The organism is Amycolatopsis sp. NPDC114505 (assembly GCF_055633615.1).
The window spans coordinates 3535089-3548736 of the sequence record NZ_JBVKDV010000001.1 but is presented as its reverse complement, the minus strand read 5'-3'; the positions used below and the strand labels follow the sequence as shown (position 1 = coordinate 3548736).

The window sequence follows — 13648 nt, the reverse complement described above, 5'->3', positions numbered from 1 at the left end:
CCACCTCACACCACGGGACGCCGCATCGGCTGCATCGGCGGCCCACCAGGCGGGTGGAACGCCGGCCCGTGGTCTCGGAAGCCGAGTCGCCGGTAGAGCCGCGTGCTGGCCGGCGAGCTGGCCTCCAGGTAGGTGGGCACGCCCTCGGCGTCGGCCCGGTCGAGGCCGTGGCGCAGCAGCCGCCCGCCGATGCCCCGGCCCTGGTGGCCGGGCCGGACGCCGATGAACTGCGCGTGCCAGAGCGGTCCGGGCGGTTCGAGGCCGGCCATGAGGCCGAGCAGCGCGCCGAGCCGGCCGGTCTCGGCCGCGTCGAGGCCGGGGATCGGGTCGTCGTCCCCGCCGGCGGGGAGCCAGATCACCGCCGCCGTGTGGTCGCCGGTCACGTCGACGTGCCCGGCCGCGAAGCCGGCTTCGAGGAGCGCGCCGAAGAACGCGGGGTGCGCGACGGTGCGGCGGCGGCCGGCGTCCGGGAACACCCAGCGGCTCATCGGGTCGTCCTGGAACGCCTCGACCAGGATGCCGAGCACGGTGTCCACTTCGGACGGATCCGCGGCGCGGACGTCGCTCATCGCGTCTCCGCGAGCTCGTCCTCGCGCAGCGGGCCGCCGATCCCCGCGTAGACGTCCGGCCGCCGGGTGCGCAGCGCCTCGGCCCGCAGGAAGCCGGCGAGGCCGGCGAGCACCAGCAGCCCCGGCAGGCCCCAGCGCAGCAACGGGATCGAGCCCGCCGGGCCGAGCAGGACGTCGAAGTTGACGATGATCAGCACCAGGATCGCGGTCAGCGTCACCGCCGCGAGCGCGGGTGCGCCGAGGCGCCGCCACGACGTCTCCCGGCCGGGGCGGCGGCGGAAGAACCCGATGACCGACAGCGAAACCGCGATCATGATGATCGTGACGCCGGTCGAAGCGGTGACGCCGGTCCAGGTGAACAGGTCCGTGAACGGGTCGCGCCCGGCCAGCGCGAAGATCGCGACGACGACGATCCCGATCGAGGTCTGGACCAGTGAGCCGCCGATCGGCGCGCCGGTGCGCTTGCTGGTGCGGCTGACGCCCTCCGGCAGGAGCCCGTCCCGGCCCAGCGCGAAGAAGTACCGCGCGACGGCGTTGTGGAGGCTCAGCAGCGCGGCGCACTGGCTGGTCAGGAAGAGCACGTACGCCGTGTCGGCGAACGCGGTGCCGACGTACTGCCCGCCGAGCCCGAACAGCAGGCCCGGCCCCTCGGCGGCGGCGCGCTCGACGACGTGGTCCGGACCGGTCGCGACCGCCATCCCCAGCGAAGAGACGACGTAGAGCACCGCGGTCAGCCCGATCGCGATGTACGTCGCGCGGCCCACCGTCCGGCGCGGGTCGCGGCACTCCTCGCCGTAGGTGGCGGCCCCTTCGAAGCCGAGGAAAACCGCGATGGAGAAAGCGAAAACGGCGCCGACGCCCGCCGTGAAGAGGCTCGACGGTTCGAGCGGGACGAGCGAAACGGAGCCGCCGGCCGGGTGGCTGAACATCCCGGCGTTCAGCACCACGAGCACCACGACCTCGAGGCCGAGCGCGACGCCGAGCACCTTCGCGTTGAGGTCGATCCGCAGCACGCCGCCGGCGCCGACGACCAGCACCATCAGCAGCGCGATCGGCCACCACGGCAGGTCCCAGCCGAACGTCGAGTTCAGCCAGGTGGACACGGAAAGGCCGAACAGGCCGAAGACGCCGGTCTGGATGGAGCTGTAGGCGAGCACCGTCACGTACGCGACGGCGGTGCCCGCGGACCGCCCGATCCCGTGCGCCACATAGGGGTAGAAGGCGCCGGCGTTCGTGATGTACCGGCTCATCGCGGCGTACCCGACGCCGAACAACGCGAGCACCGGGGCCAGCAGGACGAACGAAAGTGGCACACCGACGATGCCTGTCACAGCGTAGGTCGCCGAAACCCCGCCGGCGATCGCGTACAGCGGACCGGCCGCCGCGACGACGAAGAAGACGATCTGGGCGGCGCCGAGCCGCTTCTTCCCGAGGCCGTGCCCCGGTGACTGGGTACCCATGAACCTTCCCCCGCGCCGTAGGTGATCTTGGCGCGGCGCCCCAGAGTAGGGGGTCCGCACCGGACGGCGGTACGTCCGTTCGGGGTAAACCGTGACGGCACCGAAAGCGCGCCGAAGCCGGACCGCTATCTTCGGCATCCTCACTTCGACCGCCCAGGGGGCCGTTTTCCGTCATGCGCCGGCTCACCTTGGTCGATTCCTTCTTCTTCCTCGGCCACGACGAGTTCACCGGCCGCCCGTCCCTCAGCCGGACGTCTCTGGGCATCGGCCTGGCCGGCGCGGCGTTGTGCGACCTGCTCTTCACCGACCGGATCACGGTCGAGAACGGGAAGGTGCGCGCGATCGCCACCCGGCCACCGGGTATTCCGACGGCGGATCACGTGCTTTCCGAAATCGTTTCGGAAACGGGGGCGCACAGCGTGAGGGACTGGGTGGACCACCTGCGCGGCGAACTGCCCACGGTCGCCGCGGACAACCTTGTGGGGCTCGGACTGGTCCGGCGGACGCCGATGCTGTTGCGGCGCAGGCATCGCTACCCCCCGGAGGACTTGCTGGTATCGACGGCGGCCCGCAGCAAGGCCCGGGCGGCGGTGTTCGGGGTGGACCGTCCCGACCCGCACGCGGCATGTTTGGCGTTGCTGGCCTGGACGGCGGGCGTCGACGACCTGTGCGAGCCGGAGCTCGGCCGGGCATCGGTGCGGGCTTGGATGGCCGACACGCACCACGAGATGCCGCGGCGCATTTCCGACGTGATCAGCGGAGTGGCGGCCGTGGCGGCGGCGGTGGTTTATACCGGCGACCGGAAGTGACTTGGGGCAGCGCCGGCGACCGCACGTGACCCCGGCGGGGCGGCGGCAACCGGCGGCGTGGCAGGGCCGCGGCTGCCCCACCGACGCCGGCGGCCGCAAGCGCCCCAAGGCGGGCGGCGATAAGCAGCGCCACTGCAGCCGTCACCCACAGCGGTGACCTGCGACCTCGCGGGCCCACGCCCGCCCCCGTCTACCCCAGCGGCCGGAAGTGACCCGTGGGTAACATGGGCGCGTCCGCCGTCGACGTCCCTTGGAGGAAACATGCGTGCGCACGATGTGGTCCTTTTCGGCGCCACCGGGTTCACCGGGGGCCTCACGGCCGAATACCTGGCCCGTCACGCGCCCGCGGACCTGCGGTGGGCGCTCGCCGGCCGGAACCTCGGCAAGCTCGAGGCCGTCCGGGCGCGGCTCGCGGACATCGATGACCGGTTCGCCGACCTCGACCTGCTCGTCGCCGACTCCGGGGACCCCGCCTCCCTCAAAGCCGTCGCGGAGGCCACCAAGGTGGTCATCACGACCGTCGGGCCCTACCTCACCCAGGGCGAGCCGCTGGTCGCCGCCTGCGCCGCGGCCGGTACCGACTACGTCGACCTGACCGGTGAGCCCGAGTTCGTCGACCGGATGTACCTGGCGCACGACCGCCGGGCCCGGGAGACCGGTGCGCGGCTGGTGCACGCCTGTGGCTTCGACTCGATTCCGCACGACCTCGGCGCCTACTTCACGGTCAAACACCTGCCGGAAGGCGTGCCGCTGAAGGTCGACGGCTACGTCCGGGCCAGTGGGATGCCCTCGGGTGGCACCTTCCTCAGCGCGCTGACCATCATGTCCCGGCTCCCCGCCGGGGCCCGGGTGGCGAAAGAACGGTCCGCCGCCGAACCCCGGCCGGCCGGGCGGTTCGCCCGCGCGCCGCTCGGACGGCCGCACCGGGTCGCCGACGCCGGCTGGTGGGCCGTGCCGCTGCCGACCATCGACCCTGAGATCGTGCGCCGGTCCGCGGCCGCGTCCGAGCGCTACGGGCCGGACTTCACCTACCGGCACTTCGCCGCGGTCAAGCACCTGCCGGTGCTGGCGGGCGGCGCGCTCGGGGTCGGCGCGCTGTTCGCGGCGGCGCAGATCCCGCCCGCGCGGCGCGGGCTCTCCCGCCTGCTCGCCCCCGGCGACGGCCCGAGCCCCGAGCGTCGCGCCCGGTCGTGGTTCTCGGTGCGGTTCATCGGCGAGGGCGGCGGTTCGCGGGTCGTGACGGAGGTGTCCGGCGGCGATCCCGGCTACGACGAAACGGCGAAGATGCTCGCGGAATCGGCGTTGTGCCTCGCCACCGACGAGCTCCCGGAAACAGCGGGCCAGGTCACCACGGCGACCGCGATGGGCGACGCGCTGATCGAGCGGCTCACCAAAGCCGGGATGCGGTTCGCGACCCTCTGAATTTCACGCTTTCACAGCACCGAACGTGAAATTCCGGTGCTGTGATGAATCTTCTGCCGCTCCTCACCCGCGGTTAGCGTCGATCGGGTTCTCCTTCCCCCATCGCGTTTTTCCCGAGGAGCGTCATGAGATTGCCGCAACGGTTCGCCGCGCTCGGCGGGGCGACGGCGGCGGGCATGGTGGTGGTCGGCATCGCCGTCGCCGCGCCCGCGCAGCCCGCCCCCGAGCCGCCCCCGTCCGCCGCGCGGGCCCAGGCCAACGCCACGAGCGCCGCGGCCGGGCTCGTCAACGCCCGGCCGGCCGCCCTCCACGCCGGGGCGCACGACAAGTTCGTCCAGCGGGACGTGCGGTCGGCGGCCGGGCTGTCGTACGTCGTCTACGACCGCACCTACGACGGCCTGCCCGTGGTCGGCGGCGACCTGGTCATCGCCACTGACGCCGCGGGCACCGTGAAGACGACGTCCGTCGCGCAGAACCAGACGCTCGGCGACCTCGACGTCCACGGCGCGAAGCTGACCGCGCAGCAGGCCGAAACCGTTGCGCGCAACCAGGTCCGCGGACCGAAGAGCCTGCCCGGCGGGAAGCTCGTCGTGGTCGCCGACGGCAGCGGCCGGCTCGCCTACGAGAGCAACGTCGAAGGCACCGACGAGCACGGCGAGCCGAGCAGTCTGAGCGTCTACGTCGACGCCGTGGACGGCCGCGTCCTGCGGACCGTCGAGCACGTCGCCGCGGGCACCGGCACCGGCAAGTGGAACGGGCCGTCGCCGCTGGCGCTGAACACGACGAAGTCCGGCAACACGTACTCGATGGCCGACCCGGACACGCCCAACCTGGACTGCCGCAACTACAGCAGCGACTCCGTCCTGACCGGATCGGACGACAGCTGGGGCAACGGCACCGGCACGAACATCGAGACCGGCTGCGCGGATGCGCTGTTCGTCGCGCAGACCGAGAAGAAGATGCTCTCGGAGTGGTTGGGCCGCAACGGCTTCACCGGCAACGGCGGCGCGTGGAAGATCCGCGTCGGCCTCGACGACGAGAACGCGTACTACTACAACTCGCGCCCGGCGTACGTGAACCTCGGGCACAACCCGAGCGGCGAATGGGTCGGCTCGCTCGACATCCTCGGCCACGAGATGGGCCACGGCATCGACGACTACTCCGGTTCCGGCGGTTTCTCCGGCGGCGGCACGCAGGAGTTCATCGCCGACACCTTCGGCACGGCGACGGAGTTCTACGCGAACGAGCCGTCGCAGTACGACCCGCCGGACTACGCGATCGGCGAGGAGGTCAACCTGGTCGGCACCGGCGCGATCCGGTACATGTACGACCCGTCGAAGGTCGGCGACCCCAGCTGCTACTCCAGCTCGACCCCGAACGCGGAGGTGCACAAGGCGGCCGGGCCCGGCGACCACTGGTTCTACCTGCTGGCCGAAGGCAGCAACCCGACCAACGGGCAGCCGACCAGCTCCACGTGCAACAACACCACGATCACCGGCCTCGGCATCCGCAAGGCGATCAACATCATGCACGGTGCCGTGCAGCTGAAGACGTCCGGCAGCACCTACCTGCGCTACCGCACGTGGACGCTGCAGGCCGCGAAGAACCTCTACCCCGACAGCTGCGCCGAGTTCGACGCGGTCAAGGCGGCGTGGAACGCGGTGAGCGTCCCGGCGCAGTCCGGCGACCCGACGTGCACCGGCACTCCCCCGACCACGACCACTCCGCCCACCACGACCCCGCCGACCACGACGCCTCCCCCGGGCGGGTGTAGCGGCCAGCTCGTGCAGAACCCGGGCTTCGAGTCCGGCAAGGCGTCGTGGACAGACCCGAACACGACGATCGGCCAGTTCGGGAGCCAGGCGCCGGCGCGCTCGGGCACCTGGGACTCCTGGCTCGGCGGCTGGGGTTCGGCGCACACGGACACGCTCACGCAGGCGGTCACCATCCCCGCCGGCTGCCGGGCGAGCCTGACGTTCTGGCTGCGCGTGTGGACGGCCGAGACCGAGAACGTCGCGTACGACAAGCTCGTCGTCTCCGCCGGTTCGACGACGCTGGCGACGTACTCGAACCTCGACCGGAACTCGGCCTACGCGCAGAAGACGCTCGATCTGTCTTCGTACGCCGGCCAGACGATCACGCTGAAGTTCGCCGGGACGGAGGACCAGTCACTGCAGACGTCGTTCGCCGTGGACGACACGGCGGTCGCCGTCGGCTGATCCCCCGACGAGGCCTGCCCCCTACTTTGGTGGCAGGCCTCGTTGCGCCGGATGCGTCCGGTATTCATGCTTACGCGAATGGAAGCGTTCCCCGAGGACAACACCGAGGTCGCCGCGGCGATCCGGGAGGGACCGTTCGAGGTGGCCTTCGACCTCGCGATCCGGCACCGCGGGCTGAGCCTGGAGGCCCTGCAGCGGCGGATGGCCACCCACGGCGCCCAGGTCAGCCTGGCGACGCTGAGCTATTGGCGCCGCGGCCGCCGGCACCCCGAAGGACACCGCTCGCTGCACGCGGTGGGCGTGGCCGAAGGCTGCCTGGGCCTGCCCGCGGACGCGTTGACGGCGCTGGTCACGCGGCCTCGCGAGCGCCGGGCCGAGCCGTGGCCCGGCGGGATCAGCCTGGCCGGCGCGCTCGGCTCGGAGCCGACGGAGCTGGCCTCGTGCGACGGCATCGACCTCGACGGCAACGCGCGCCTGGCGCTGGCTTCGGTGCACCAGCGCGCGAAGCTCGGCCCGGATCGCACCGAGCGGTCGGTCCGCTCGGAGCTGGTGGTGACCAGCCGCGAGGACGGCGTCGACCGCTGGGTGTCGTTCTTCCGCCCCCAGACCGGCGGCGGTCACCGGCCGGTGCTGCGCTCGGCGCACAGCTGCCGCCCGGGCCGCGTCCGCCGCGACGCGGATTCCGAGCTGGTGGCGCTGGAGCTGCGCTTCGACTACCCGCTGCGGGCGGGCGAGACGTACGTGTTCGACTTCGAGTTCGGCTACGACGGAACGCCCCCGGAGACGAGCTACCTGCAGTTCGGCGTGCGCGCACCGGCCCGGCAGATCGTCCTGCAGGCGTGCTTCGACCCGGCGGCGGTGCCGGTGCGCTGCTACCGCTACCACCGCCCGCACGAGGGCGGCCCGGCCGCGGACCGGCCGGAGCTCCCGGTGGGCCCGAGCGCGACGAGCCACATCGCGGTGCTCGACGCCCAGCCGGGCGTCTACGGCATGTGCTGGGAGTGGGACTGACCGGTCGTGAGTGAGAAACAGTGTTCTAACCCTGTTTCTCACTCACGACCGACCTGCGCCGAGACCCTCCCGATCTCGTAGTCCGCCTCGTCGAACTTCCCCACCGCCGACCGCAACCGTCCGGTCGAGAACGGCCAGCTGAAACTGTTGCGCCCGTTCACGTCCGTGTAGTAGCTCGAACACCCGCCCGACTGGTACACCGTCCCCGGCAGCGCCGCCTGGACCTCCGCGTTGAACGCGTCCTGGACGGACGGCCGCACCGACACCGATTCCCAGCCCGAGTTCAGCGTCCGGGTCACCGCCGCCACCGTGTGCCTCAGCTGGGCCTCCAGGATCATGAACGCCGACGAGTGCCCGGTTCCCAGGCTCGGCCCCAGCAGCAGGTACAGGTTCGGGAACCCGGCCACCGTCGTCCCCGCGTACGCCCTTGGGCTGCCCTTCCAGTGGTCGTCCAAGCTCCGGCCGTCGGCGTCGAAGACCCGGGAGGACACCGGCATGTCGAGGATGTGGAAGCCCGTGCCGAAGATGATCGCGTCGACCTCGGCGGCCGACCCGTCCGCGCCCAGGACCCGATCGCCGGAAACCGAGCGCACCGCCGTCGGGTGAACGTCCACATGGGACTTCGTCAGCGACGGGTAGTAGGTGTTCGACATCAGCAGCCGCTTGCAGCCGAGCGTGTAGTCCGGCGTCAACGCGCGGCGCAGCGCGGGATCCCGGACCGCCAGCCGGAGGTGCGCGAGGCCGATCTTCTGCACCTGCCGCAGCAGCCACGGGTGCCGGAACCCGAAGCCGAGCGTCTCCATCACGCCGTACTCCGCGCTCCGCAACGCCCGCCGCAGCGCCGGGAACCGCCGCAGCAGGAACCGCTCGACGCCGGGAACGTGGTGGTCCGGCTTCGGCAGCACCCACTGCGCCGTGCGCTGGAACAGGTGCAGCCGCGCCACTTCCCCCGCGATGCGCGGGACGAACTGGACCGCCGACGCGCCGGTGCCGATCACCGCGACCCGCTTGCCCGCCAGGTCGTAGTCGTGGTTCCAGCGCGCGGAGTGGAAGACCTCGCCCGGGAAGTCCGCGAGCCCCGGCAGGTCGGGCATCAGCGGCTCGTGCCACGGACCCGTGCCGGCGACCAGGATCCGCGCGGTGTACGGACCCCGGGACGTCTCCAGCTCCCACAGGGATCCGTTCCACTGCGCGCGCGTCACCTCGACGCCGTAGCGGATCTTCGACGTCACCCCGAACCTCGAGGCGGTGTCCGCCAGGTACGCGCGGATCTCGGCCTGCCCGGCGAACGCCCGCGTCCACCCGGGGTTGGGCGCGAACGAGTACGAGTACAGCGCGGACGGGACGTCGCAGGCGCAGCCCGGGTACGTGTTGTCCCGCCAGGTCCCGCCGAGCGCGTCGGCCTTCTCCAGCACGGCGAGGTCGTCGACGCCGGCCTGGCCGAGCCGGATGGCCGCACCCAGCCCGGACGCCCCGGCACCGACGACGAGGACCGCGAAGTGGCGTTGCTCCATATTTCGGAGACTAACAGTATTCCAATACTCACGGTACCCCGATTCCGGACCTCGCTAGAGTGGCGGTCATGGCCCGACTCACCCGCGCGGAAAGCCAGGCGCGCACCCGCGAGCAGCTGATCGAGACCGCCAAGCTGCTCTTCCTGCGCGACGGCTACTCCCTGACGTCGCTGGAGAAGGTCGCGGACGAAGCCGGGTACTCGAAGGGCGCGGTGTACTCGAACTTCCGCAACAAGGACGAGCTCTGCCTCGCGGTGCTCGACCGGATCCACGACGAGCAGGTCGCGCTGGTCGCCGAAGCGCTGGTCGGCGCCGACGGCGTCGAGGGGCTGCTCGCCGCGTTCCAGACCTGGGCCGAGCGCAGCATCGGCGACGAGGCGTGGACCGCGCTGGAGGTCGAGTTCGCCACGAACGCCCGGCGCAACCCGCACGTGCGCGCCGAACTGGCCACGCGGGACAAGGCGATCCGCGACAGCATCGCGGGCCTGCTCACCGGGTACGCCGAGCGGTTCGGGATCACACTCCCGATGTCGGCCGACGACGCCGCGACGGCGTTGCTCAGCCTCGGCATCGGCCTCGGCGTCCAGCGGGCGATCGACCCGACGATCCCGGTGAACGTGCTGCCGGACGTCATCCGCATCTTCACCGGGATCCGCTGACCCCCGCGAAATAGTCTGTTTTCCCTTCCCGGATTTACCTAATTGCCGAATCCGTGTCCACTGAGGACGGAAACGCGCTGTTCAGGAACGTGAACATCTTCCGCCTCTTGTGAAGCCCCTCACCCTTCGCTACCGTGGCGCTACGCCGCAGCACCACCCGATGTCCCGAAGGCGACGGTTCCCGCGAGCCGCCGAATTACGGGCTTCGTCCGCCATGCCAGAAAGCCGTGCTCCCCCACGGCCGATCCCGCGGAAAGGGTTTTCCCCATGAGCAAGAAGTTGCGGCCGGTCTTCATCGGCGCGCTCGGCGCGGCCTCCGTCGCCGCCCTCGTGATCACCACTCCCGCACTCTCCTCGGCGACACCCGCGCCACCCGCCGCGAGCAGCGCGTCCGTGCTCGCCACCGGCGACCTTTCGGTCGCGGCGAAGAAGGAGATCGCGATGAAGCTGGTCTCCAGCGCGGAAAACTCCTCGCTGGACTGGAAAGCGCAGTACAAGTACATCGAGGACATCGGTGACGGCCGCGGCTACACCGCGGGCATCATCGGGTTCTGTTCCGGCACCGGCGACATGCTGGAGCTCGTCGAGGCGTACACGAACTCCGTCCCGAACAACCCGCTCGCCAAGTACCTTCCCGCGCTGCGGAAGGTGAACGGCACCGACTCGCACAGCGGGCTCGGCTCGGCGTTCGAAAGCGCGTGGAAGCAGGCCGCGGCCACCACGGAGTTCCAGAGCGCGCAGAACAGCGAGCGCGACCGCGTGTACTTCAACCCCGCGGTGAGCCAGGGCAAGTCGGACGGCCTGAGCAACCTCGGCCAGTTCGCCTACTACGACGCGATCGTGATGCACGGCCCCGGCGACAGCTCGGACAGCTTCGGCGGCATCCGCAAGGCCGCGATGAAGAAGGCGAAGACGCCGGCGCAGGGCGGCAACGAGACGACCTACCTCAAGGCGTTCTTCGACGCCCGCAAGGTCATCATGAAGCAGGAGGAGGCGCACGCCGACACCTCCCGCGTCGACACCGAGCAGCTGGTGTTCCTCAACGCGGGCAACTTCGACCTGCACACCCCGCTGAAGTGGAAGGTCTACGGGGACAGCTACACCATCAACTGACGCCCGGCGCGGCCAGCGTGGCACCGGTAAACTCTCCCGCATGCGCAGGAGATCCCTCGGTGCCACGCTGGCCGCGGCCGCGCTGCTGACCGGGGCCGCCACCCCGGCCGGCGCCGCGTCCACAGCGTCCACGGCGTTCAGCGGGGGCGCGGGCCAGGTGGTCCGCGTCGTCGCCGCCTCGGCCGGCGCGGCCACGGCCGTCCTCACCGCCTGGGAACGCGAGGGCGGCGACTGGGTCCGTGCGCACGGACCCGTTTCCGCGTACGTCGGCAAGAGCGGCGTCGGACAGGCGAGCGAAGCGACGTCCCGCACCCCCGCCGGCGTGTGGCCGCTCACCGAAGCGTTCGGCAGCGAGCCCGCGCGGACCCGGCTGCCCTACCGCGAGGTCACCACCTCGGACTGGTGGGTCTCCGACGCCGGATCGCCTTACTACAACACGCATTTCTCGTGCGCCCCCGGCACGTGCCCGTTCGACGAGGCCGCCGGGGAGAACCTCGGCGAGGCGGGCCCGGTCTACGCCCACGCCGTCGTCATCGACTACAACCGCGCTCCCGTGGTCCCCGGCGCCGGCTCGGCGTTCTTCCTCCACGTCGCCAACGGGAAGCCGACCGCGGGCTGCGTCGCGATCCCGAAGCCCGACCTCGAAACGCTCCTGCGCTGGCTCGACCCGGCGAAGCACCCCGTCATCGAGATCAGCGGGTGAGCAGCTCGTCCGCCGTGCGGGTGTTGATGATCCGCTCCGGCCCGATCCCCGCCTCGATCGCGCGCTCGCAGCCGTAGCCCTGCCAGTCGAGCTGGCCCGGCGCGTGCGCGTCGCTGTCGATGGCGAACTCGCAGCCGATCTCCGCGGCCAGGCGCAGCAGCTTCATCGGCGGGTCGAGCCGTTCCGGGCGCGAGTTGATCTCCACCGCGACGCCGTTCTCGCGGCACGCGGTGAACACCGCCTCGGCGTCGAACTCCGACTGCGGACGCCCTTTCCCGACGACCAGCCGTCCGGTGCAGTGCCCCAGCACCCGGACGTGCGGGTTGCGCACCGCGGCCAGCATCCGCCGGGTCATGTCGCGTGCCGGCATCCGCAGCTTCGAGTGCACGCTGGCGACGACGAAGTCCAGTTCCCCCAGCAGGTCTTCCTCCTGGTCGAGGGCGCCGTCGTCGAGGATGTCGACCTCGATGCCCTGCAGCAGCCGGAAGGGGGCCATCAGCTCGTTGGCCTTGGCGACGATCAGCATCTGCGTCCGCAGCCGGTCCGGCGAGAGCCCGTTCGCGACGGTCAGCCGCGGCGAATGGTCGGTCAGCACCATCCACTCGTGGCCCAGGTCCCGCCCCGCGACGGCCATCTCGCCGATCGAGCTGCCGCCGTCCGACCAGTCGGAGTGCGTGTGGCAGTCACCGCGCAACGCCGAGCGCAGCGGTTCGCCGGAGGGCAGTTCCTTCTCGACGATCTTGCCCCGGTACGCCGGGTCGCGGCCGGCCAGCGCGTCCTCGATGACGCCGGCGGTGGCCTTCCCGATGCCGGGCAACGACGTCAGCGTGCCGTTTTCGGCCATTTGCGCCAGCTGCTCGGCACCGGTCTTGTCGACGGTCGCGGCCGCGTTCCGGAACGCGCGGACGCGGTAGGTCGGTTCTCCCGCGCGTTCGAGCTGGAACGCGATCTCCCGCAAGGCCCATGCCGGATCCATGGGACCTGTCTACCCCCTCGGGGGCAGTTCGTGCAGCTCGACGTCCTTCAGGGTGCCGCCCTCGATGCGGCACGTCTGGTACGTGCAGAACGGCTGGCGGCGGCGATCGGTCGGCGAACCGGGGTTGAGCAGCCGCAGCCCCGCCGGGGTCGTCGTGTCCCACGGGATGTGGCTGTGCCCGAACACCAGCACGTCGGTGTCGGGGAACAGCGCGTCGCACCGCTGCTCGCGGCCCTGCTTCGCGCCGGTCTCGTGGATCACGGCCAGGCGCACGCCGCCGAGGTCCGCCCGCGCGATCTCCGGGAGCCGCGCGCGCAGGTCCGCGCCGTCGTTGTTGCCGTAGACGCCGATCAGCCGCTTGCTGCGGGCTTCGAGCTCGTCGAGCAGGCCGGTCTCGACCCAGTCGCCGGCGTGCACGACGACGTCGGCCGCCGGCACCTCGTCCCACACCTGCTCCGGCAGCGGACGGGCGTGGGTGTCGGAGATGAGCAGCAGCCTCATCCGATGGCCTTGAGGACCCGTTCCAGGAACCCGCCGATGTGGTCTTTGAGGAGCGCCGCGGCCCCGTCGGCGTCGCCCTTCTTGGCCGCCGCGAGCACCGCCTTGTGCTCCGTCCACTCCTTCTTCCAGCTGGGGTTGGCTTCCCAGCCGACGACGCTGATCAGGGCCGCGCGGTCCTTGAGGTCGTCGAGGATGGAGACCAGCAGGGGGTTGCCGCAGCCGCGGTAGAGGGCGCGGTGGAAGCGGCGGTTGAGCAGGCTCAGCGCGGCCTGGTCCTTGTCGGCGATGGCCGTCGACGCCTCCTTGAGCGCCTCCGCGGCGTCGTCGAGCAACGCGGAGTCGCGCCGCTCGACGGTCCGCCGGACCGCTTCCGGTTCCAGGACCATCCGGACGTCGTAGACGGACTTCGCGAGCTCGGCGTCGACCAGGACCACCGACGCGCCCTTGTACGGGCTGAACGTCACCAGGCCCGAGTTCGAGAGCACCTTGAGCGCCTCGCGCACCGGCGTCTTCGACACGCCGAGCCGCGCGGCGAGCTCCGCTTCGACGAGGGGTTGACCGGGCACCAGCTCGCGGGTCAGGATGCCGCGGCGGATCTCCTCCAGGACCACTTCGGTCCGGGAGGCGGGCAGGCTGAACGTCCCGGTCATGTTGCGCTCCTCGCTCGTGTCGCACCCCATTCAACCAGGCCC

13 protein-coding genes are annotated in these 13648 nt (G+C 71.3%); 7 read left to right on the top strand and 6 right to left on the bottom strand.

What is annotated here, in order from left to right; translation table 11 throughout:
- Nucleotides 1-5 precede the first annotated feature (5 nt).
- A complete protein-coding gene (locus ACZ7OU_RS17560; protein ID WP_470255784.1) occupies nucleotides 6-569 on the bottom strand; it encodes a GNAT family N-acetyltransferase in 564 nt (187 codons plus the stop codon).
- Nucleotides 566-2029: an APC family permease gene (locus ACZ7OU_RS17555; protein WP_470255783.1), complete on the bottom strand. Its 1464-nt coding sequence runs from the start codon at nucleotides 2027-2029 to the stop codon at nucleotides 566-568. Before ACZ7OU_RS17555 ends, ACZ7OU_RS17560 begins: the two co-directional genes overlap by 4 nt.
- A gap of 173 nt (nucleotides 2030-2202) precedes the next feature.
- On the opposite strand from ACZ7OU_RS17555, the gene ACZ7OU_RS17550 reads away from it, so the two are divergent.
- The 4 genes from ACZ7OU_RS17550 (at nucleotide 2203) to ACZ7OU_RS17535 (ending at nucleotide 7490) form a co-directional block, all read left to right on the top strand.
- A complete protein-coding gene (locus tag ACZ7OU_RS17550) occupies nucleotides 2203-2838 on the top strand; it encodes a GOLPH3/VPS74 family protein (protein WP_470240913.1) in 636 nt (211 codons plus the stop codon).
- 261 nt (nucleotides 2839-3099) lie between these two features.
- Nucleotides 3100-4260 carry a saccharopine dehydrogenase family protein gene (locus ACZ7OU_RS17545; protein WP_470255782.1) on the top strand — a complete coding sequence of 387 codons (1161 nt, stop codon included), beginning with the start codon at nucleotides 3100-3102 and terminating at the stop codon, nucleotides 4258-4260.
- Nucleotides 4261-4385: 125 nt separating this feature from the next.
- The gene (locus ACZ7OU_RS17540) at nucleotides 4386-6479 is read left to right on the top strand and encodes a M4 family metallopeptidase (protein ID WP_470255781.1); all 2094 of its coding nucleotides are present in this window, start codon (nucleotides 4386-4388) and stop codon (nucleotides 6477-6479) included.
- 78 nt (nucleotides 6480-6557) lie between these two features.
- Nucleotides 6558-7490 carry a hypothetical protein gene (locus ACZ7OU_RS17535; protein WP_470255780.1) on the top strand — a complete coding sequence of 311 codons (933 nt, stop codon included), beginning with the start codon at nucleotides 6558-6560 and terminating at the stop codon, nucleotides 7488-7490.
- A gap of 38 nt (nucleotides 7491-7528) precedes the next feature.
- Here the strand turns inward: ACZ7OU_RS17535 and ACZ7OU_RS17530 are convergent, their stop codons facing one another.
- On the bottom strand, nucleotides 7529-9004 hold the full coding sequence (locus ACZ7OU_RS17530; protein ID WP_470255779.1) for a flavin-containing monooxygenase: 1476 nt from the start codon (nucleotides 9002-9004) through the stop codon (nucleotides 7529-7531).
- A 68-nt stretch (nucleotides 9005-9072) separates the two neighbouring features.
- Between ACZ7OU_RS17530 and ACZ7OU_RS17525 the strand changes: the two genes are divergently transcribed.
- The 3 genes from ACZ7OU_RS17525 to ACZ7OU_RS17515 all read left to right on the top strand — a co-directional run bounded on the left by ACZ7OU_RS17525 (nucleotide 9073) and on the right by ACZ7OU_RS17515 (nucleotide 11479).
- A complete protein-coding gene (locus tag ACZ7OU_RS17525) occupies nucleotides 9073-9663 on the top strand; it encodes a TetR/AcrR family transcriptional regulator (protein ID WP_470255778.1) in 591 nt (196 codons plus the stop codon).
- Nucleotides 9664-9930: 267 nt separating this feature from the next.
- Nucleotides 9931-10776, top strand: a complete 846-nt coding sequence (locus tag ACZ7OU_RS17520; protein ID WP_470255777.1) for a chitosanase — start codon at nucleotides 9931-9933, stop codon at nucleotides 10774-10776.
- Between the two features lie 40 nt (nucleotides 10777-10816).
- The gene (locus tag ACZ7OU_RS17515) at nucleotides 10817-11479 is read left to right on the top strand and encodes a L,D-transpeptidase family protein (protein ID WP_470255776.1); all 663 of its coding nucleotides are present in this window, start codon (nucleotides 10817-10819) and stop codon (nucleotides 11477-11479) included.
- Here the strand turns inward: ACZ7OU_RS17515 and ACZ7OU_RS17510 are convergent.
- From ACZ7OU_RS17510 to ACZ7OU_RS17500, 3 genes are read right to left on the bottom strand one after another with little or no spacing between them, the layout of a single operon-like run.
- Nucleotides 11469-12455, bottom strand: a complete 987-nt coding sequence (locus tag ACZ7OU_RS17510; RefSeq protein WP_470255774.1) for a PHP domain-containing protein — start codon at nucleotides 12453-12455, stop codon at nucleotides 11469-11471. The two genes, ACZ7OU_RS17515 and ACZ7OU_RS17510, sit on opposite strands and share 11 nt — an antisense overlap.
- A 9-nt stretch (nucleotides 12456-12464) precedes the next feature.
- Entirely contained in the window at nucleotides 12465-12956 is a 492-nt protein-coding gene (locus tag ACZ7OU_RS17505) for a metallophosphoesterase family protein (protein ID WP_470255773.1), read from the bottom strand.
- Entirely contained in the window at nucleotides 12953-13606 is a 654-nt protein-coding gene (locus ACZ7OU_RS17500) for a GntR family transcriptional regulator (protein WP_470240923.1), read from the bottom strand. The genes ACZ7OU_RS17505 and ACZ7OU_RS17500 overlap by 4 nt, the downstream gene beginning before the upstream one ends.
- Nucleotides 13607-13648: the final 42 nt, after the last annotated feature.